We start from the raw sequence: 19,961 nt of genomic DNA, 5'->3' as shown, positions 1-19,961 counted from the left end.
ATAACAACAAGAGCCTTAAAAATGCCTGAACGTGTCCGCGCCAGCAGCGCCCATATCAGTCCCTCGGCGCATTACACCGGATATGTCTGGTATCGCCATCGCCTGGCCGATCCGGCCTTCGTCACGCCATTCGGGCGTTTCGTGCACAAGCTGCTGTGGCCGGTGACCTGGGGCGCGCGAGCCGGCTTCGGGCTGGATATCGAGGCCTTTCTGTTGCAACGCCATCTGCAGATCGATGCACAGCTGACCGAGGCGATAGAGCGGCGGGGCGTGCGTCAGGTGGTGGAGATCGCCTGTGGCCTTTCACCGCGTGGCCGGCGCTTCTGCTCGCGTTACCCAGAGTTGCAGTACCTCGAGGCGGACCTGCCGGCGATGGCGGCGCGCAAGCGCCTGTTGCTGCACGGTGAGGGCTGGCTGGATGGCCGGCATCAGGTGCGTGCGGTGGACATCCTGGCCGAACGCGGCAATCAGTCCCTGGCGGCGCTGCTAGCCAGTCTCGATCGCAGTCAGCCGGTGGTGGTGATCACCGAGGGCCTGGTCAACTACTTCCCGCTGGAGCTGATCGAAGGCTTCTGGAGCCGCCTGGCGACAGGACTGAGCGATTTCCCCGAGGCCACCTATCTCACCGAACTCTACCCGGACCTGCGTGAGCATCCGCGTTATCGCCAGTTGCGCTGGGGCGTCGAGCTGATCGGCCGGCTCACCCGGGGCAGCTACCCGCTGCATTACCGCGATCACGCCGAGATCGTCACGGGCTTCCAGCGCTGCGGCTTCGCCCGGGTACAGGTGCTCGATCCCAGTGCCGATGCCGGCAGCCTCGGCCTGCCGGCGGCACGCTTGCCAGGGCTGGTGCGGGTGATCCAGGCACAGGTTTAGGAGCGGGCGCCTGCCGCCGCGAGTCAGGCGCAGGCGGCAGCAGGCTGTGGTGCGGGGTGGAAGCGTTCGGCCAGCGCCTGGCTGGCCGCAGCATCGCTATGCGCGAACACGAAAGCCAGGCCCTGCTCGTCGTGGCGCAGCGGTATCAGGTGCTGTTCAGGCAGGTCGCCGTGACTCAGTCGCCAGCCCCGCTGCGGCTGGTCGGCGGGCAGGTCGCCCTGCAGGCGGCCGCCGAAGAAGCCCAGTTCGCTCAGCTCGACCGCCCAGCGCTGACCCTCGTCATGCAGCAGCACGGCGTGCTGCTGGCGTGGCGGGCGACGCGGCTCGCAGCGCTTCTCCAGGTTCAGCAGCTGGCCCGCGTGCAGGCGCGTGCTGCCGGGACTGCGTGCCGGCAGCGGGCGTTCGCAGAGGAAGGGGCGATACAGGGCGGCGCAGGCTTCGCGCCGTTCGAACTGGGCCAGGTGGTCGGCCTGGTGAATCACGGCACACTCGGCCATGCCGCAGGCCGCAGCGAAGTGGGCGTGCTCCCAGGGCTGGGTGAAATGGTCATGCTCGCCGGCAAGCACCAGTGTCGGGCATTGCGGATGGCTGTCGAAGCCGCTGAAGGCCAGCAGGCGCAGGCTGTTCTGCCGATAACGCTCGACCTCCAGAGGCGAGAGGCGCTGGATCTGCCGCAGCAGCGCCTTGCGAAAGACAGGTGAAACACCGGTTTCCTGCAGGTGCAGAGGATTGAGCAGACCGGTCAGGGCGCCCTGGGCGAATTCGCCCAGGCGACCTTCTTCGAGCAGGGCCAGGCCTTCCTCCAGCATCCGCCGTGCACCCGGCCGGCCGAAAGCGGTGATGCCGGCCAGCAACAGGCGGGCGCAACGCCGAGGGTGGCGGGCGGCGAACAGCGCGGCCAGCGCCGAGCCATAGGACAGGCCAACGGGCATCAAGGCCGGCAGTTGCAGCTGTTCGGCAAAACCGGCGATCAGGTCGGCCAGCTGTTCCAGCTCCAGCTCGGGGGCCAGCTGCAGGTTGCCGCCCTGGCTGGGCAGGTCGAGCAGTATCACGGGATGTTCGCCGAGCAACTCGTCCACCTCTGCGGCGAAGGAGCGAAAGCTCTGGAAGGCGCCGCCCAGCAGGAGCACCGGCGCTCGCGTGTCGCGCTGGCGGGTCGAATAGGCCTGGTAGTGCAGGTGCCAGCCCGCGATCTCGATGACGTCGGGCGGGCTGGCCAGCAGGGTGGCGCTGTAGTCGGTGCGATAACGCAGCATGGGGCACTCCAGTGGCTCTTGTTGTTGTTCTGGGGCGGCACTCGGCGCCGCCTCGCCTGGGCTGGCAAACCTCGATTGCAAGGTAAACATCGGGGGGCGATTTGTTTACCCAACCTTCGGGCGGCGCCGTCTGCCGGGTGTCACCGTTGCACCGCCGGCGCCCGTACCCTGCGCGTGCGGGCGTTACCGCCGGGGCTGCGCGGACGAGCTGTCTACCGCTTGCCAGACGCCGCTGGGCGTGGCCTCGCGAGCCGGCTATAATCAGCCCCTTTTTCCAACTGCCAGACCTCCGCCGCCATGACCGAGTCCGTGCACGCTTACATGACCCGCCTGGGCCAGGCCGCCCGCCAGGCATCCAGGGTGCTTGCCCGTGCCAGCACCGCGCAGAAGAATCGCGCGCTGCAGGCTGCCGCCAATGCCCTCGACGCCGCCCGCGCCGAACTGACCGCCGCCAACGAACTGGACCTGGCCGCCGCCCGTGCCAGTGGCCTGGAGCCGGCGATGGTCGATCGCCTGGCGCTCACCCCGAAGGTGATCGACAGCATGATCGAGGGCCTGCGCCAGGTCGCCACGCTGCCGGACCCGATCGGCGAGATCCAGGGCATGCGCTACCTGCCGTCGGGCATTCAGGTGGGCAAGATGCGCGTGCCGCTGGGCGTGATCGGCATCATCTACGAATCGCGGCCGAACGTGACCATCGATGCCGCCAGCCTGTGCCTGAAGTCCGGCAACGCCACCATCCTGCGCGGCGGCTCCGAGGCGATTCACTCCAACCAGGCGATTGCCCGCTGCATCCAGCAGGGCCTGGCCGAGGCCGAGCTGCCGGCGGCAGCCGTGCAGGTGGTGGAGACCACCGACCGTGCGGCGGTAGGTGAGCTGATCACCATGCCGGCGTTCGTCGACGTGATCGTGCCGCGCGGTGGCAAGGGCCTGATCGAGCGCATCAGCCGCGACGCCAAGGTGCCGGTGATCAAACACCTGGACGGTGTCTGCCACGTCTACGTCGACATCGCCGCCGATCTCGACAAGGCCGTCCGCGTCTGCGACAACGCCAAGACCCAGCGCTACTCGCCGTGCAACGCCATGGAGACCCTGCTGGTGCACGAGGGCATCGCTGCCCGTGTGCTGCCGCCGCTGGCCGCCATCTACCGCGACAAGGGCGTGGAGCTGCGTGGCGATGCCGCGACGCGTGCGCTGCTTGGCAGCGACGTGCTGGAGGCCAGCGAGGACGACTGGTTCGCCGAGTACAACGCGCCGATTCTGGCGATTCGCATCGTCGACTCGCTGGACGCCGCGATCGAGCACATCAATCACTATGGCTCGCAGCACACCGACTCGATCATCACCGAGAACTTCAGCGATGCGCGGCGCTTCCTCACCGAGGTGGACTCCGCCTCGGTGATGATCAACGCCTCCACGCGTTTCGCCGATGGCTTCGAGTACGGCCTCGGTGCGGAGATCGGCATCTCCACCGACAAGCTGCACGCCCGTGGCCCGGTCGGCCTGGAAGGCCTGACCAGCGAGAAGTACGTGGTCTTCGGCGACGGACACATTCGCACATAAATGAACGGACTCGGCGCCCGACGTATCGGCCTGCTCGGCGGTACCTTCAACCCGGTGCACATCGGGCATCTGCGTGCGGCGCTGGAAGTGGCCGAATTCATGGCGCTGGACGAGCTGCGCTTGATTCCCAGTGCCAGGCCGCCGCATCGTGATACGCCACAGGCGACGGCGGAGCAGCGCCTGGCCATGGTCGAGCTGGCGGTGGCCGGCGAGACGCGGCTCAAGGTCGATGACCGCGAGCTGAAGCGCGACAAACCGTCGTACACGGTGGACACGCTGGAGTCGGTACGGGCCGAGCTGGCGCCGAGCGATCAGCTGTTTCTGCTGCTGGGCTGGGACGCCTTCTGCAGCCTGCCCAGCTGGCACCGCTGGGAGGAGTTGCTGCTGCACAGCCACCTGCTGGTGCTGCAGCGCCCCGATGCCGACAGCGAGGCGCCGGAGGCGCTGCGCGATCTGCTGGCGGCGCGCAGTGTCAGCGACCCGCTGAGCCTGGAGGGCGCAGGCGGGCAAATCAGTTTCATCTGGCAGACTCCGCTGGCGATTTCCGCCACGCAGATCCGCCACTTGTTGGCAACCGGCCGTTCCGCGCGTTTTCTCTTGCCGGATGCGGTACTGGCCTATATCCAGGCGCACGATCTGTACCGTGCGCCGCATGCTTGATACGCCGTGCACCTGCGCAGGCGTCCATTACACGAGGCAAACGAGTCATTTATGAGCAAGCAGAACATGCCCAGCGACGAGCTGGTCAAGATCGCCGTGGCGGCGCTGGAAGAGATCAAGGCGACCGACATCACCGTGATCGACGTCAAGGAAAAGACCAGCATCACCGATTTCATGGTGATCGCCAGCGGTAGCTCCAGCCGTCAGGTCAAGTCGCTGGTGGAGAACGTGCTGGAGAAGGTCAAGGAACAGGGCGTGCGTCCGATCGGCAGCGAGGGTCTGGACGGCGGCGAGTGGGCGTTGCTCGACCTGGGCGACATCGTCGTTCACGTCATGCTGCCGACCGCGCGTCAGTTCTACGATCTGGAGCGCCTGTGGCAGGGTGCCGAGCAGAGCCGCGCGCAGCATAGCGCCGAGTAATGCGGATCAAGCTGATCGCCGTCGGTTCGCGCATGCCGCGCTGGGTCGAGGAGGGCTGGCAGGAGTACGTCAAGCGCCTGCCGGCCGAATTGCCGCTGGAGCTGGTGGAAATTCCGCTCAACACCCGTGGCAAGAACGCCGACGTCGCGCGCCTGATCCGCCAGGAGGGCGAGGCCATGCTGAGCAAGGTGCAGCCCGGCGAACGTATCGTCACGCTCGAGGTCCATGGCAAGCCGTGGAGCACCGAACAGCTGGCGGCGGAGCTGGATCGCTGGCGCCTCGATGCGCGCAACGTCAACCTCATGGTCGGTGGCCCCGAGGGCCTCGCCCCCGAGGTCTGCGCGCGCAGTGAGCAGCGCTGGTCGCTGTCGCCGTTGACCCTGCCGCATCCGCTGGTGCGTATCCTGCTCGGCGAGCAGATCTATCGGGCCTGGACCGTGCTGTCCGGCCACCCCTACCACAAATAGTCAGCCGTAACCGATGCCGCAGCCGATTCGCCTCAAGGATCACGAAAAGGACGCTCGCCTGGTCAAGCGCCGCGTGCTCGTCGGTGGTGCGGTCATCCTCCTCCTGACCTGCGTGCTGGTCATGCGCATGTACTACCTGCAGGTCGTGCAGTACGAGCATCACAGCACCCTGGCGGAAAACAACCGCATCCACGTTCAGCCCATTCCGCCGACCCGTGGCCTGATCTATGACCGCAACGGCGTGATCATCGCCGACAACCGGCCCAGCTTCAGCCTGACGGTGACCCGCGAGCGCGCTGGCGACTGGTTGCAGGTGCTGGATACGGTGGTCGAGGTGCTCGAGCTGAGCGACGAGGACCGCGCGCTGTTCGAGCGTCGTGTACGCCAGGGGCGGCGGCCGTTCGAGCCGGTGCCGATCCTGTTCGAGCTGAGCGAGGAGCAGATCGCGCGCGTGGCGGTCAACCAGTTCCGCCTGCCCGGGGTCGAGGTCGCCGCGCAGCTGGTGCGCCACTACCCCCTGCAGGAGCACTTCGCCCACTCGGTGGGGTACGTGGGGCGGATCAACGAGCAGGAGCTCAAGCGCCTGGACCCGACCGAATATGCCGGTACCCACCATATCGGCAAGACCGGTATCGAGCGCTTCTACGAAGAGGAGCTGCACGGCGAGGTCGGCTACGAAGAGGTCGAGACCAATGCCCGTGGCCGCGTGCTGCGCGTGCTCAACCGTATCGACCCGAAGCCGGGCAAGGACATCGTCCTGAGCCTCGACTCGCGCCTGCAGGAAGCTGCCGAGAATGCCCTCGGCGGGCGGCGCGGGGCGGTGGTCGCGATCCAGCCGAAGACCGGCGAGGTCCTGGCGATGGTCAGCCAGCCGAGCTTCGACCCCAACCCCTTCGTCACCGGGATCAGCTTCAAGGCCTACGGCGAGTTGCGCGACTCCATCGATCAGCCGCTGTACAACCGGGTGTTGCGCGGCCTCTATCCGCCGGGCTCGACCATCAAGCCGATGGTCGCGGTGTCGGGACTGGATGCCGGCGTGATCACGCCGACCACGCGGGTGTTCGACCCGGGCTTCTACCAGTTGCCCAACAACAGCCACAAGTACCGCAACTGGAACCGCAATGGCGACGGCTGGATCGATCTCAACCTGGCCATCGCCCGCTCCAATGACACCTACTTCTACGACCTGGCGCACAAGATGGGCATCGACCGTCTGCATGACTACATGAGCCGCTTCGGTATCGGTCAGCGTGTGGCGCTGGACATGTTCGAGGAAACCGCGGGTCTGATGCCGTCGCGCGACTGGAAGCGTGCGCGCTTCCGCCAGCCCTGGTATCCCGGCGAGACGCTGATCCTCGGCATCGGCCAGGGCTACATGCAGACCACGCCGCTGCAGCTGGCCCAGGCCACCACGCTGATGGCCACGCGTGGCAAGTGGATTCGCCCGCACCTGGCCAAGAGCATCGATGGACGGCAGCCGGTGGACCCCAATCCGATGCCGGATATCCAGCTGCGTGACCCCAAGTTCTGGGACTACAGCATCCATGGCATGGAAGAGGTGCTGCACGGTGCCCGGGGGACCGCGCGCAAGGTCGGCGACAGTGCCGTCTACCGCATCGCCGGCAAGAGCGGCACGGCGCAGGTGGTGGCGATCAAGCAGGGCGAGCGCTACGACCGCAACAAGATCCAGGAGCGCCATCGCGACCACGCCCTGTTCGTCGGCTTCGCACCGGTGGAGAACCCGCAGATCGCCGTCGCGGTGATGGTGGAGAACGGTGAGTCGGGTTCCGGCGTGGCCGCCCCCGTGCTCAAGCAGGTCATGGATGCCTGGTTGCTGGACCCGCAGACCGGCCAGCTCAAGGCCGAATTCGCATCGCCGCAGAGTGCTGAGGTCACAGTCAACGATGATCGGTAACTTCGACCGTACGCTTTCCGACGAGGACGTGCTGCGCCGCCGCGCCAGCTTGCTGCAGCGCCTGCATATCGATGGCTGGCTGTTGCTGCTGCTGCTGATCCTCGGTACCGGCAGCCTGTTCATCCTCTATTCGGCCAGCGGCAAGAACATCGACCTGCTGATCAAGCAGGCGTCCTCGTTCGGCATCGGCATGCTCGCCGTGGTGGTCATCGCCCAGTTCGACCCGCGCTTCATGGCGCGCTGGGTACCACTGGCCTACGTGGTGGGCGTCGGCCTGCTGCTGGTGGTGGAGCTGATGGGGCATACCGCGATGGGGGCCACGCGCTGGATCAACATCCCCGGGGTGATTCGCTTCCAGCCGTCGGAGCTGATGAAGATCATCATGCCGATGACCATCGCCTGGTACCTGGCGCGTCACAACCTGCCGCCGCGCTTCAAGCATCTGCTCGTCAGCCTGGCGATGATCGGCGTGCCGGTGGTGTTGATCGCCAAGCAGCCCGACCTCGGCACCTCGCTGCTGATCCTGGCCTCGGGTGCCTTCGTGGTGTTCATGGCCGGCCTGCAATGGCGCTGGATCATCGGCGCGGCAGCGGCGGTGGTGCCGATCGCGGTAGGCATGTGGTTCTTCGTCATGCACGACTACCAGAAGCGCCGCGTGCTGACCTTCCTCAATCCGGAGAGCGACCCGCTGGGCTCGGGCTGGAACATCATCCAGTCCAAGGCCGCCATCGGTTCCGGTGGCGTGCTGGGCAAGGGCTGGTTGCTGGGCACCCAGTCGCACCTGGATTTTTTGCCGGAAAGTCATACGGACTTTATCATTGCCGTGCTTGCCGAAGAGTTCGGCTTGGTGGGCGTCTGCATCCTGCTGCTGTTGTATCTGCTGCTGCTCGCGCGTGGCCTGGTGATCACCGCCCAGGCACAGACGCTGTTCGGCAAGCTGCTGGCGGGGGCGCTGACCATGACTTTCTTCGTCTACGTATTCGTCAACATCGGCATGGTAAGTGGCTTGCTGCCGGTGGTTGGGGTGCCGCTGCCCTTCATTAGCTACGGCGGAACCCATCTGGTCACCTTGTTGTCAGGCTTCGGGATATTGATGGCGATTCACACGCATCGAAAGTGGATCGCTCAGGTTTGATTGGGAGTTTGGATTCAATGCATTCACTGCGCAGTTGGGCAGCTCGGACGTTCATCGGGGCCGGTATGGTAGGTCTGCTCGGCGCGACGTCTCAGGTGCTCGCGGCCGATTACGACGGCTCGCCCCAGGTGGCCGAGTTCATCGAGGAAATGACCCGCGATTACGGTTTCGCCGGGGAGCAACTGGTGAGCCTGTTCGCCGAGGTCGAGCGCAAGCAGGCGATCCTCGACGCGATCTCGCGGCCCGCCGAGAAGGTCAAGCCGTGGAAGGAATACCGGCCGATCTTCATCACCGACAAGCGCATCGCCCAGGGCGTGGCCTTCTGGAAGCAGAACCAGGCCGCGCTGGAGAAAGCCGAGGCCGAGTACGGGGTGCCGGCGCAGTTCATCGTCGCCATCATCGGTGTGGAAACCTTCTATGGCGGCAACACCGGCAACTGGCGGGTGATGGACGCGCTGTCGACCCTGGCCTTCGATTACCCGCCGCGTGCGCCGTTCTTCCGCAAGGAGCTGCGCGAGTTCCTCATGCTGACCCGTGAGGAACAGGTCGATCCGATCTCGCTGAAAGGTTCCTATGCCGGCGCCATGGGCCTGCCGCAGTTCATGCCGAGCAGCTTCCGCGCTTACGCGGTGGATTTCGACGGCGACGGCCATATCAACATCTGGAGCAATCCGACCGATGCCATCGGCAGCGTTGCCAGCTACTTCAAGCGCCATGGCTGGCAGGCCGGTGGCCAGGTGGCCAGCCGCGTCGAAGTCTCGGGTGAGCGCGTCGAGGAGGGCATGACCCAGGGGCTCGACCCGGTGAAGAACGTCGCCGAGCTGCGCGAGCTGGGCTGGACCAGCCAGGACGCGCTTGCCGAGGACGTACCGGTCACCGCATTTCGTCTGGAAGGCGCCGCAGGCGACGAATACTGGTTCGGTTTGCCCAACTTCTACACCATCACCCGCTACAATCGCAGCGTGATGTACGCCATGGCGGTCAACCAACTGGCCGAGTTGCTGGTCGAAGCGCGGGGTAACTGATGAATCTGTCCAAACTGCTGCCACTGGCTGCGTGCATGAGCGCAGCCCTGTTGTTGGCCAGCTGTTCCTCCAATCGAGCGCCGCAGCCAGGCACCGCGCCGGGGCAATCGGCCGGCCTGTCCGGGCCGGACGACTTCAACCGTCCGCACAAGGACGGCGCGCCCTGGTGGGACGTCGACGTCTCGCGTATTCCCGATGCGATCCCCATGCCGCACTACGGCCCGGTCAAGGCGGCGCCCTATACGGTGTTCGGCAAGCAGTACTACCCGATCCAGGACGCGCGCCGCTACCAGGCCGTCGGCCCGGCCTCCTGGTACGGCACCAAGTTCCATGGGCAGGCCACCGCCAACGGCGAGACCTACGACCTGTACGGCATGACCGCCGCGCACAAGACCCTGCCGCTGCCGAGCTACGTGCGCGTCACCAACCTGGAGAATGGCAAGAGCGTGATCCTGCGGGTCAACGACCGTGGGCCGTTCTACTCCGACCGCATCATCGACCTGTCCTTCGCCGCAGCGAAGAAGCTCGGTTATGCCGAGAAAGGCACGGCGCGGGTCAAGGTCGAGGGGATCGACCCGCACGAGTGGTGGGCGCAGCAGGGCCGTCCGGTGCCGATGGTGCTGGCCAACAACCAGCCTGCCAAGGCCGCCGTCGCGCCGCCGCTGGCCAAGCCCGCTCCGGTCGTCGAACAGTACGCACCGCCTCCTGCGCAGCACGCAGCGGCCGTGGTGCCCGTGCAGATCGACGCAAAAAAAAACGATTCACTCGGAGCCTCTGGCCTGTATCTCCAGGTTGGAGCCTTCGCCAATCCGGACGCTGCGGAGCTGCTCAAGGACAAGCTGAGCCAGACCACCAGTGTGCCGGTGTTCATCAGCTCAGTGGTGCGCGACCAGCAGATTCTGCACCGGGTTCGCCTGGGGCCGATCAGCAACCAGGGCGAGGCTGAGCAGCTGCAGAGCAGCGTCCGGGTCGCCAACCTCGGCCAACCGACGCTGGTACGCGGCGACTGATTCGACCCCGCAGGGCCACGGCAGGCGCAAGCGCAATTCTTTCCGGGCCCAGGGGCACTAAACCGGCATTGGCCGGACTAACCCACGTGCTGTCATGATTGGCGGCCGGGGAAAGGCCCCTTCGGGGGCTGTTTCACAATCCACGCAACGATTTTCGAGAGACGGATGAACATCACCAGCTTCGCGCAACGTGCCTTTCTCCTCATGACCCTGTTGGTTTCGCCACTGGTCTGGGCCAGCCCGCAGGTCGTACCTGCACCGCCGCAACTGGCGGCCAGCGCCTATGTGCTGATGGATGCCGCCACCGGCCAGGTGCTGGTGGGCGAGAACGGTGACGAGCGCCTGCCGCCCGCCAGCCTGACCAAACTGATGACCGCCTACATCGCCACCCTGGAAATTCGCAACGGCAAGATCGGCGAGAAGGACATGGTCACCATCAGCGAGCACGCCTGGCGTACCGGCGGTGCCGGTTCGGGCGGTTCGACCATGTTCCTGCCGGTCAACAGCCAGGCCAGTGTCGACGACCTGCTGCACGGCATCATCATCCAGTCCGGCAACGACGCCAGCATCGCCCTGGCCGAGTACATCGCCGGCAGCGAAGATGCCTTCGCCGACATGATGAACGCCACCGCCGAGCGCCTGGGCATGAAGAACAGCCACTTCATGAACGCCACCGGCCTGCCGGACCCGCAGCACTACTCCAGTGCCCACGACATGGCGATCCTGGCCCGCGCGATCATCAACGAGGACGCCGACCACTATGCGATCTACTCGCAGAAGGAATTCCTCTGGAACAACATCAAGCAGCCCAACCGCAACCTGCTGCTGTGGCGCGACAAGACCGTCGACGGCCTGAAGACCGGCCACACCAACGAGGCCGGCTACTGCCTGGTGTCCTCCGCCGTGCGTGACGGTGCGCGCATGATCACCTCCGTGTTTGGCACCACCAGCGAGCAGGCGCGTGCCGCCGAAACCCAGAAGCTGCTGACCTACGGTTTCCGCTTCTTCGAGAGCCGCACCTTCTACCAGAAGGGCGCCGAGCTGGCCCAGGCCACCGTCTGGAAAGGCCAGGCCAGCCAGGTCAAGGCCGGTCTTGCCCAGGACCTGGCGCTGACCATGCCCAAGGGCCAGCTGGAGAAACTGCAAGCCAGCATGACCCTCAACCCGCAGCTGATCGCCCCGATCCAGCAGGGCGACGTGATCGGCAAGGTGGAGGTCAAGCTGGGTGACGAGGTCGTGCACAGCGCCGACCTGGTGGCTCTGCAGTCGGTCGAGGAGGCTGGCCTGTTCGGTCGCCTGTGGGACAGCATCCGCCTGTTCTTCTTCGGCCTGTTCAACTGATAGCTCCGGCCGCCCCCATGGGCGGCCCTTTTCTGGACGGGCCGCGAGCCCGCTGATGCCATGACCGATACCGACGTTCAACCGCCAAAAATCGAATTCCCCTGCGAGCGCTACCCGATCAAGGTGATCGGCACCGCAGGCGATGGTTTCGCCGATCTGGTGATCGAGGTCATCCAGCGCCATGCCCCGGACCTGGATGCGTCCACCCTGGTGATGCGCGACAGCCGCAACGGCAATTTCCTCTCCGTGCAGGTGCTGATCACCGCGACCAGTGTCGAGCAGTTGCAGGCGATCCATGTCGACCTGCGTGCGACCGGTCGTGTGCACATGGTGCTCTGACCTCCATGCCTGAACTCGTTGTGCGTCACCTGGGGCTGGTCGAGTATCAGCCGACGCTGGAGGCCATGCGCCAGTTGACCCGTGAGCGCGATGAGCACACGGCGGATGAGATCTGGCTGCTGCAACATCCCAAGGTGTTCACCCAGGGCCAGGCCGGCAAGGCCGAGCATCTGCTGGCGCCGGGAGATATCCCGGTGCTGCAGGTCGAGCGCGGCGGGCAGGTGACCTACCATGGTCCGGGGCAACTGGTCGCCTACCTGATGCTCGACCTGCGCCGTCTCGATCTGGGCGTGCGCGAGCTGGTCACGGCGATGGAGCAGAGCCTGGTCGAGCTGCTGGCCGGCTACGCCATCGAGGCCGCGCCCAAGGCCGATGCCCCGGGTGTCTACGTCGCCGGTGACAAGATCGCCTCACTGGGCCTGCGGGTCAGTCGTGGTTGTTCATTCCACGGCCTGGCGCTGAACGTCGACATGGACATGACGCCGTTCCTGCGCATCAACCCCTGTGGTTATGCCGGATTGAAGATGGTGCAGATGCGCGATCTGCTGGCCACCCCGCCGGTGTTCGACGAGGTCGCGCAGCGACTGGAACAGGTGCTGCGCAAGCGTCTGGGCTACGCCGCGTAGCGCTCGGCCAGGCATGAAAAAGGGACGCCGCGGCGTCCCTTTTTCTTTCGTGCGGATCGCTCAGTTCAGATTGAGCGCCGGAATCAGGCTGCTGTCGACTTGCTGGCCCGGTACCGGAACGGGAGCGGCCAGGCCCAGGTTGTTCTTCTCGAACACCCGGTCGGCGCGGTAGCTGGAACGCACCAGCGGGCCGGCGGCGACTTCCATGAAGCCCTTCTCCAGGCCGATGTCGCGCAGGCGATTGAACTCCTCCGGGCTGACCCAGCGCTGCACCTTGAGGTGGTTGCGGGTCGGCTGCAGGTACTGGCCGAGGGTGAGGATGTCCACGCCGATGGCGCGCAGGTCGTCCATGGTTTCCAGCACTTCCTCGTCGGTCTCGCCCAGGCCGAGCATCAGGCTGGTCTTGGTCAGTACGTCCGGGCGGTGCTTCTTGGCGTGCTCGAGGACCTTGAGGGTCTTCTCGTAGCCGGCGCGCGGGTCACGCACCACATGCGTCAGGCGTTTGACCGTCTCGACGTTCTGCGCGAACACTTCCAGGCCGGAATCCACGACGCGTTCGATGGCCTGGTGATCGCCATCGAAATCCGGGGTCAGGGCTTCGACCACCACCTGCGGGGTGTTGGCCTTGATTGCCCGCACGCAGGCAGCGTAGTGACCGGCGCCGCCATCGTCGAGGTCGTCACGGTCCACCGACGTCAGGACGATGTAGCGCAGTGCCATCAGCTCGACCGACTTGGCCGTGTTCTGGGGTTCTTCCAGATCCAGCCAGCCGTTGGGGTTGCCGGTATCCACCGCACAGAAGCGGCAGGCACGGGTGCACACCGAGCCCATCAGCATAATGGTGGCGGTGCCGTTGGACCAGCATTCGCCCATGTTCGGGCAGTGCGATTCCTGGCACACGGTGCTCAGGCGATGTTCGCCGACGTTGCGCTTGACTGCCTCGAAGCGGCTGCCGCCCGGCGCCTTGACCCGCAGCCACTTGGGCTTGGGCTCGAAGACCTGGGGTTCGGCCGAGGCACGGCGCTTCTGACCATCCTTGATCGCGGTGATGCCTTGGGCAGTGCGGAATTTTTCGCCGCTGGCGACGGATTTGGGCGAGGAGGTATCGGACATCGGAAATCTGGGCTCCGGTAGAGGCTCCGTGGGGCGGGTGGCTTTTGGCCGCCCGCCAGTCTATCACAGAAGCTGTATGCAGACGCCGGGGCCGTCTGTCGACAAAGTGCCCTGTCGCGCTACGGCTGGGCTGCGCTCAGCGGGCGCGCAGCTGTTGCAGCAGCTGGGTGTTGGGATAGCCGTCGGCCGGCCATTTCAGCTGCAGCTGCAGGGCACGAATCGCCTTGCGCGTGTTGGCGCCGATGATGCCGTCCGCCGGCCCCGGATCGAAACCGGCCTTGGCCAGCAGTTCCTGCAGCTCGATGCGTTCACTGCGGCCGAGCTGGCGTTCGCCCCGGGGCCACTGTCCCTGGACGTCGCTGGGGCGCAGCAGGTTGTCCGCGAGCAGGCCGATGGCCAGGGCATAGGAGGTGGAGTTGTTGTACTTGAGAATGCTGCGGAAGTTGTCCAGCAGGAGGAACGCCGGGCCGCTGTGGCCCGCCGGCAGTTGCAGGCTGGCACGCGCGTTGGCGGCGGCACCGGTGGCCGACAGCGGGCGTACGCCCAGCTCGGCCCATTCGGTGAGGGTGCGGCGCTGCTCCGGATCGGCCAGGGCATAGTCGAAGCCGGCCGGCAGGTTGACCTCGAACCCCCAGGGCTGCCCGCGCTGCCAGCCGGAGGCCTGCAGGTAGTGTGCGGCCGAGGCCAAGGCGTCGGTCGAGGAGTTCCACAGGTCGCGCTTGCCGTCCTTGTCGAAGTCCACGGCGTGCTGGTTGTAGGTCGTCGGCATGAACTGGGTCTGGCCCATGGCGCCGGCCCAGGAGCCGATCATGCGCTCGCCGGAGATGTCGCCGTTCTGCAGGATCTGCAGGGCGGCCAGCAACTGGACGCGCCAGAAGCCCTGGCGTCGCCCGTCATAGGCCAGCGTCGCCAGGGAGCGGATCACGCTGTGGCTGCCGATATTGTTGCCGAAGTTGCTTTCCAGGCCCCAGATGGCCACCAGTATCCGCGCGTCGACACCGTACTGTTGCTCGATGCGCTGCAGGACCAGGTTGTGTTGCGCCAGCAGGACGCGGCCGCGACCTATGCGGCTCGAGGACACGGCGCCATCGAGATACTCCCACACCGGGCGGGTGAACTCCGGCTGGCTGCTGTCGGCCTTGAGTACCGCCGGGTCGGGCGTGATGTCCGCGAACACCCGGTCGAACAAGGCCGCATCGATGCCGGCGGCCAGCGCTTCGCTGCGCAGTGCCTGGCGCCAATCGGCGAAGCTGGGCACCAGGCTGTCGGCATGGACCTGATTGACGGCTGGAGTGACGGCGGTCGGGAGATTTTCGGCTGGAGCCTGAGCGCAGGCAGCCAGTAGCAGGAGAGGAAGCAGGGCCAGGGCGCGACGGGGAAGCTGGTGTGGCATGTCTATCTCAGGGCATATAAGCAGGTCGCTACCTTAGCACGCTCAGGCCGCAGGCTGGGCTATCCATGAGCTGAACAACCCCATAAAGCAAGAAGCCTCCCAATTCTGGGAGGCTTCGCGGCGGTAACTGCCTTTGCCCTTCAATGGTCGCTCCTGACGGGAGCGGAACAGGGGCTGGGCGACGATGGATTTGGCCTTGTTCGGCCGTTTGCCGTTCTTCTTGCTCATGCTGTCTCTCTCCTGGCTCGTCTGCGCCGATGCAGACGGCGCGGACTATGCGCCGCTGTACAGAGAATGTCCAGATGAGGACGGCGAAATCCCGGGTTACAGGCTCAGGCGCTGGCCAGCCAGTTGCAGGCTCAGCAACGCCAGGTTGCTCCAGGGATCGCCGGGCGCCTGGCCCTTGATCTGCGCGTCGATCTGCTGGGCCTGTTGCAGCAGCAGGCCCCAGCGCTTGCTGCTGTGGCGCTGCAGGGCCTTGGAAACCAGCGGGCGGCGCTTGTCCCAGACCGGTGGGCGGGCGCTGGAGAAGGCCTTGTCCAGGGGGATGCCCTGGCTGTGCTGGTGGGCGATGCCGGCGAGCAGGCGTATCTCGCGAGCCAGCGCCCAGAGAATCACCGGGGGCTCGACGCCTTCGCCGCGCAGCCCTTCGAGCACGCGCAGGGCATGCGCGGCGTCACCGGCGAGTGCGCAGTCGATCAGGCCGAAGACGTCGAAGCGCGCGCTGTCGGCGACGGCGGCCTGGACGGTTTCGGCGTCCACCTGGTTGCCTTCGGCAAGCAGTTTGAGCTTCTCGACTTCCTGAGCAGCCGCCAGCAGGTTGCCTTCCACCCGCGCGGCGATCATTTCCACCGCGTCGGCACTGGCGCTCAGCCCGGCCTGAGCCAGACGCTGGCGCACCCACTGCGGTAGCTGGTTGGCATCCACCGGCCAGATCTGGATGAACTGGCAGGCCGGGCCGTCGATCAGCGCCTTGGCCCATTTGCTTTTCTGCGTGCTGCCATCGAGCTTGGGCAGGCTCAGCAGCAGCACGGTGTCTTCCGGTGGGCGGGCGAGGTATTCGAGCAGGGCTGAGGCGCCCTTGTCGCCGGGCTTGCCCGAGGGCAGACGCAGTTCCAGCAGGCGCTTCTCCGCGAACAGGGACAGGCTGGCGCCAGCCTGCAGCAGGTTGCCCCAGTCGAAGTTGGCTTCGGCGTTGAACACCTGGCGTTCGCCAAAACCCTGCTGACGGCAAGCCTGGCGGATGGCGTCAGCAGCCTCCTGGCAGAGCAGCGGCTCGTCGCCACTGATCACGTAGACAGGGGCGAGCGAACCCTGCAGGTGTTTGCCGAGTTGGGCGGGGGCAAGCTTCATCGCGCTGAGGTCATCGAGGCAGGAGGGCAGGGGGCTGCAGGCGCAGCCCCGGGGCCGTTACTGAGCCGGCAGTTCGATGGGCGACTGCTGCGGCGCGACCTGGCTTTCGCGGGCATTGCGCGCGGCTTCCAGTGCCTCGGCTTCTGCCTTGGCGCGCGCTTCGGCGGCCTGCTGCAGCTGGTCCAGCTGAGCCGGGGTGATCTGTTGCAGGCGCAGGCTGAGTTGCTGGATCAGCTCGCGGCGCAGCTCGTTGCGCAGTTGCAGGGCTTCCTGGTCCGAGCCGGTCAGGTTGTTGTCATCCTGCATGTAGTAGTTCTGCACTTCGACCTGGCTGTTGCTCAGCAGCAGGTTGCGCGTACCACGGATTTCATAGTCCAGCGTCAGGGTCAGCTCGTACTCGGCACTGCGGGCGCCGCCGCTGAAGCTGGCCGTGCGACGATTCTCGGACTCTCTGACGAGAACCAGCTTGTAAGGTGCGCCCGGATGGACGTTGACGTCGTTGTTCTCCAGGACTTCGCGCAGCTCCTGCACGGTCTCGCCGTAGGCGTTGCGTGCGCTGACGTCGAGTTCCTTGAGAGCGAACTGGGCATCGCCAGTGCCGCGCAGCTGGAAGCCACATGCGCTGAGCAGGCCGGCCAGGCCGATGATCAGCAGATTCCGTTTCATCATTCTCATATCCCCTTGGCGGATCAGGGCGCCAGCCGAAGTCTGGCGCCGAGCTTAATCAGTTGGCGACGATGTTGACCAGCTTGCCCGGTACCACGATGACCTTGCGGATGCTCAGCCCTTCAGTGAAGCGCAGCACGTTCTCGTTGGCACGTGCGGCGGCCTCGACCTCCTCGCGGCTGGCGCTGGCCGGTACCTCGATCTGTCCGCGCAGCTTGCCGTTGACCTGCACCACCAGGGTCAGGCTGTCCTGCACCAGGGCAGTCTCGTCGACCTGCGGCCACTGGGCATCGATCACCGCATCGCCGTGACCGAGACGCTGCCACAGCTCGTGGCTGATGTGCGGGGTGATCGGCGCCAGCAGCAGGGTGACGACCTGCAGGCCTTCCTGCACCAGGGCACGATCCTGCTCGGTCGCGGTGGCGGCTTTTTCCAGCACGTTCATTAGGGTCATCACCTGGGCGACGGCGGTGTTGAACTTGTGGTGCTGGCCGATATCGTTGCTGGCCTGCTTGACCGCCAGGTGAATGGCGCGGCGCACGGCCTTCTGCTCGTCGCTCAGGGCGCTGATATCCAGCGGGCCCGGCAAGCCGGCACTGACGTGGGCCTGGGCCAGGCGCCAGACGCGGCGCAGGAAGCGGTTGGCACCCTCGACACCGGCGTCCGACCACTCGCAGCTCTGGTCGGGCGGCGAGGCGAACATCATGAACAGGCGGCAGGTGTCGGCGCCGTACTGGTCGATCATGTCCTGCGGGTCGACACCGTTGTTCTTCGACTTGGACATCTTCTCGGTGCCGCCGATTTCCACCGGCAGGCCGTCGCTCTTCAGCTTGGCGCCGATGACCTTGGCCTTGGCGTCACGCTCGACCTCGACATCGGCCGGGTTGAACCAGTCCTTGCCGCCGTTCTCCAGGGGGCGGTAGTAGGTCTCGGCGACCACCATGCCCTGGGTCAGCAGGTTCTTGAACGGCTCGTTGGAGCTGACCAGGCCTTCGTCGCGCATCAGCTTGTGGAAGAAGCGCGCGTACAACAGGTGGAGGATGGCGTGTTCGATACCGCCGATGTACTGATCCACCGGCAGCCAGTGATTGGCCGCGGCCGGGTCGACCATGCCGCCCTCGTAGTTCGGGCTGGCGTAGCGGGCGAAGTACCAGGAGCTTTCCACGAAGGTGTCCATGGTGTCGGTTTCGCGCTTGGCCGGCGCACCGCATTTCGGGCAGCTGCAGCTGTAGAACTCGGGCATCTTCGCCAAAGGCGAACCGGCGCCGTCCGGCACCACGTCTTCGGGCAGCACGACCGGCAGCTGGTCTTCCGGCACCGGTACGTCACCGCAGGCGTCGCAGTGGATGATCGGGATCGGGCAGCCCCAGTAGCGCTGGCGGCTGATGCCCCAGTCGCGCAGGCGGAACTGGGTCTTGCGTGCACCGTGCGCGCTGGCTTCCAGGTCGCCGACGATGGCGTCGAAGGCGGCGCTGAAATCCTTGCCGTCGTACTTGCCGGAGTTGATGGTGGTCAGGCCGGCCTTGTCGCCGTACCAGTCCTGCCAGGTGCTGGCGTCGTAGTCCTTGCCTTCGCCGGCGTACACCTGACGGATCGGCAGGTCGTACTTGTTGGCGAATTCGAAGTCGCGCTCGTCATGTGCCGGCACGGCCATGACCGCGCCTTCGCCATAGCCCCACAGCACGTAGTTGGCGACGAACACCGGCAGCTTGTCGCCGGTCAGCGGGTGGATGACGAACTGGCCGGTGGCCAGGCCCTTCTTCTCCATGGTGGCCATGTCGGCCTCGGCCACGGAGCCGGCCTTGCACTCGGCGATGAAGGCCTGCAGTTCGGCACTGTTCTCGGCGGCGCGCTGCGCCAGCGGGTGCTCGGCGGCCACGGCCACGTAGGTGGCGCCCATCAGGGTGTCGGGGCGGGTCGAGTAGACTTTCAGCTGGCCAGCGCTGCCGATGCTGTCGACGTCGTAGTCGAAGGCGATGTCGGCACCGAAGCTCTTGCCGATCCAGTTGCGCTGCATGGTCTTGACCTGCTCGGGCCAGCCATCGAGCTCATCCAGGCTGCTCAGCAGCTCTTCGGCGTAAGCGGTGATCTTGAAGTAGTACATCGGGATTTCGCGCTTCTCGATCAGCGCGCCCGAACGCCAGCCACGGCCGTCGATGACCTGCTCGTTGGCCAGCACGGTCTGGTCGACCGGGTCCCAGTTGACGGTGCCGTTCTTGCGGTAGATCACACCCTTCTCGAACAGGCGGGTGAACAGCCACTGCTCCCAGCGGTAGTAGTCCGGCTTGCAGGTGGTGACTTCGCGCGTCCAGTCGATGGCCAGGCCCAGCGACTTGAGCTGGGACTTCATGTAGGCGATGTTCTCGTAGGTCCATTTGGCCGGTGCCACCTGGTTCTTCATCGCGGCGTTTTCCGCCGGCATGCCGAAGGCGTCCCAGCCCATCGGCTGCAGCACGTTCTTGCCCTGCATGCGCTGGTAGCGGGCGATCACGTCACCGATGGTGTAGTTGCGCACGTGGCCCATGTGTAGCTTGCCGCTGGGGTAAGGGAACATCGACAGGCAGTAGAAGGTGTCCTTGCCGGGTTGTTCGCTGACGACGAAGGAATTCTGCGCGTCCCAGTGGGACTGCGCGGCGGCTTCTATTTCACGGGGCGAGTACTGTTCGTGCATGGCTCTGGCGCTGAAGGAAAGGGACTTTCGGAAAACGTCGTAGCATACATGAGCGCCGTCTATCGAGGGAAACCCAGATTGTCCCGTGCTCGCCGTTTGTCGCGGCACCGCGCCGCTTGCATGGCCTTCGCT

The 19,961-nt window shown here is 65.8% G+C and carries 19 protein-coding genes; 12 read left to right on the top strand and 7 right to left on the bottom strand.

Annotated features, from left to right (window positions below; genetic code table 11):
• Nucleotides 1-21 precede the first annotated feature (21 nt).
• Nucleotides 22-876 carry a class I SAM-dependent methyltransferase gene (locus EWH21_RS20905; protein ID WP_037051561.1) on the top strand — a complete coding sequence of 285 codons (855 nt, stop codon included), beginning with the start codon at nucleotides 22-24 and terminating at the stop codon, nucleotides 874-876.
• A gap of 23 nt (nucleotides 877-899) precedes the next feature.
• On the opposite strand, the gene EWH21_RS20900 is transcribed toward EWH21_RS20905, so the two are convergent.
• Nucleotides 900-2,129, bottom strand: a complete 1,230-nt coding sequence (locus EWH21_RS20900; RefSeq protein ID WP_277700639.1) for an alpha/beta hydrolase — start codon at nucleotides 2,127-2,129, stop codon at nucleotides 900-902.
• A 300-nt stretch (nucleotides 2,130-2,429) separates the two neighbouring features.
• On the opposite strand from EWH21_RS20900, the gene EWH21_RS20895 reads away from it, so the two are divergent.
• The 11 genes from EWH21_RS20895 (at nucleotide 2,430) to lipB (ending at nucleotide 12,633) form a co-directional block, all read left to right on the top strand.
• Entirely contained in the window at nucleotides 2,430-3,695 is a 1,266-nt protein-coding gene (locus EWH21_RS20895) for a glutamate-5-semialdehyde dehydrogenase (RefSeq protein ID WP_047584659.1), read from the top strand.
• On the top strand, nucleotides 3,696-4,355 hold the full coding sequence (nadD, locus tag EWH21_RS20890) for a nicotinate-nucleotide adenylyltransferase (RefSeq protein WP_037051567.1): 660 nt from the start codon (nucleotides 3,696-3,698) through the stop codon (nucleotides 4,353-4,355).
• Nucleotides 4,356-4,421: 66 nt separating this feature from the next.
• Nucleotides 4,422-4,775: a ribosome silencing factor gene (gene rsfS / locus EWH21_RS20885; protein WP_037051781.1), complete on the top strand. Its 354-nt coding sequence runs from the start codon at nucleotides 4,422-4,424 to the stop codon at nucleotides 4,773-4,775.
• Entirely contained in the window at nucleotides 4,775-5,242 is a 468-nt protein-coding gene (gene rlmH, locus EWH21_RS20880; protein ID WP_013717179.1) for a 23S rRNA (pseudouridine(1915)-N(3))-methyltransferase RlmH, read from the top strand. Before rsfS ends, rlmH begins: the two co-directional genes overlap by 1 nt.
• Before the next feature lie 13 nt (nucleotides 5,243-5,255).
• On the top strand, nucleotides 5,256-7,157 hold the full coding sequence (mrdA, locus tag EWH21_RS20875) for a penicillin-binding protein 2 (protein ID WP_277699233.1): 1,902 nt from the start codon (nucleotides 5,256-5,258) through the stop codon (nucleotides 7,155-7,157).
• Between the two features lie 31 nt (nucleotides 7,158-7,188).
• The gene (gene rodA / locus EWH21_RS20870) at nucleotides 7,189-8,292 is read left to right on the top strand and encodes a rod shape-determining protein RodA (RefSeq protein ID WP_197738866.1); all 1,104 of its coding nucleotides are present in this window, start codon (nucleotides 7,189-7,191) and stop codon (nucleotides 8,290-8,292) included.
• A 17-nt stretch (nucleotides 8,293-8,309) separates the two neighbouring features.
• A complete protein-coding gene (gene mltB, locus EWH21_RS20865; protein WP_134675751.1) occupies nucleotides 8,310-9,317 on the top strand; it encodes a lytic murein transglycosylase B in 1,008 nt (335 codons plus the stop codon).
• The gene (locus EWH21_RS20860; protein WP_175252576.1) at nucleotides 9,317-10,327 is read left to right on the top strand and encodes a septal ring lytic transglycosylase RlpA family protein; all 1,011 of its coding nucleotides are present in this window, start codon (nucleotides 9,317-9,319) and stop codon (nucleotides 10,325-10,327) included. Before mltB ends, EWH21_RS20860 begins: the two co-directional genes overlap by 1 nt.
• Nucleotides 10,328-10,492: 165 nt before the next feature.
• Nucleotides 10,493-11,668 carry a D-alanyl-D-alanine carboxypeptidase family protein gene (locus EWH21_RS20855; RefSeq protein ID WP_047584668.1) on the top strand — a complete coding sequence of 392 codons (1,176 nt, stop codon included), beginning with the start codon at nucleotides 10,493-10,495 and terminating at the stop codon, nucleotides 11,666-11,668.
• Between the two features lie 60 nt (nucleotides 11,669-11,728).
• Nucleotides 11,729-12,007 carry a DUF493 domain-containing protein gene (locus EWH21_RS20850; protein WP_047584670.1) on the top strand — a complete coding sequence of 93 codons (279 nt, stop codon included), beginning with the start codon at nucleotides 11,729-11,731 and terminating at the stop codon, nucleotides 12,005-12,007.
• Between the two features lie 5 nt (nucleotides 12,008-12,012).
• Complete coding sequence (gene lipB / locus EWH21_RS20845; RefSeq protein ID WP_277699232.1) at nucleotides 12,013-12,633, top strand: lipoyl(octanoyl) transferase LipB; 621 nt, start codon at nucleotides 12,013-12,015, stop codon at nucleotides 12,631-12,633.
• A gap of 60 nt (nucleotides 12,634-12,693) precedes the next feature.
• On the opposite strand, the gene lipA is transcribed toward lipB, so the two are convergent.
• The 6 genes from lipA to leuS all read right to left on the bottom strand — a co-directional run bounded on the left by lipA (nucleotide 12,694) and on the right by leuS (nucleotide 19,829).
• Nucleotides 12,694-13,746 carry a lipoyl synthase gene (gene lipA / locus EWH21_RS20840; RefSeq protein WP_047584674.1) on the bottom strand — a complete coding sequence of 351 codons (1,053 nt, stop codon included), beginning with the start codon at nucleotides 13,744-13,746 and terminating at the stop codon, nucleotides 12,694-12,696.
• Between the two features lie 136 nt (nucleotides 13,747-13,882).
• Complete coding sequence (locus EWH21_RS20835; protein WP_277699231.1) at nucleotides 13,883-15,139, bottom strand: lytic murein transglycosylase; 1,257 nt, start codon at nucleotides 15,137-15,139, stop codon at nucleotides 13,883-13,885.
• 42 nt (nucleotides 15,140-15,181) lie between these two features.
• The gene (gene arfA / locus EWH21_RS20830) at nucleotides 15,182-15,367 is read right to left on the bottom strand and encodes an alternative ribosome rescue factor ArfA (RefSeq protein WP_047584678.1); all 186 of its coding nucleotides are present in this window, start codon (nucleotides 15,365-15,367) and stop codon (nucleotides 15,182-15,184) included.
• Nucleotides 15,368-15,463: 96 nt separating this feature from the next.
• On the bottom strand, nucleotides 15,464-16,492 hold the full coding sequence (gene holA / locus EWH21_RS20825) for a DNA polymerase III subunit delta (protein WP_152489634.1): 1,029 nt from the start codon (nucleotides 16,490-16,492) through the stop codon (nucleotides 15,464-15,466).
• Between the two features lie 57 nt (nucleotides 16,493-16,549).
• Entirely contained in the window at nucleotides 16,550-17,161 is a 612-nt protein-coding gene (lptE, locus tag EWH21_RS20820; protein ID WP_152489633.1) for an LPS assembly lipoprotein LptE, read from the bottom strand.
• A gap of 55 nt (nucleotides 17,162-17,216) precedes the next feature.
• On the bottom strand, nucleotides 17,217-19,829 hold the full coding sequence (gene leuS, locus EWH21_RS20815) for a leucine--tRNA ligase (RefSeq protein ID WP_277699230.1): 2,613 nt from the start codon (nucleotides 19,827-19,829) through the stop codon (nucleotides 17,217-17,219).
• Nucleotides 19,830-19,961 lie beyond the last annotated feature (132 nt).

Source organism: Pseudomonas sp. REST10, from assembly GCF_029542605.1.
In the GTDB taxonomy this organism is placed as follows: domain Bacteria; phylum Pseudomonadota; class Gammaproteobacteria; order Pseudomonadales; family Pseudomonadaceae; genus Aquipseudomonas; species Aquipseudomonas khazarica.
Note: the sequence above shows the minus strand (reverse complement) of the source record. Positions and strands in the feature narration are given on the sequence as shown.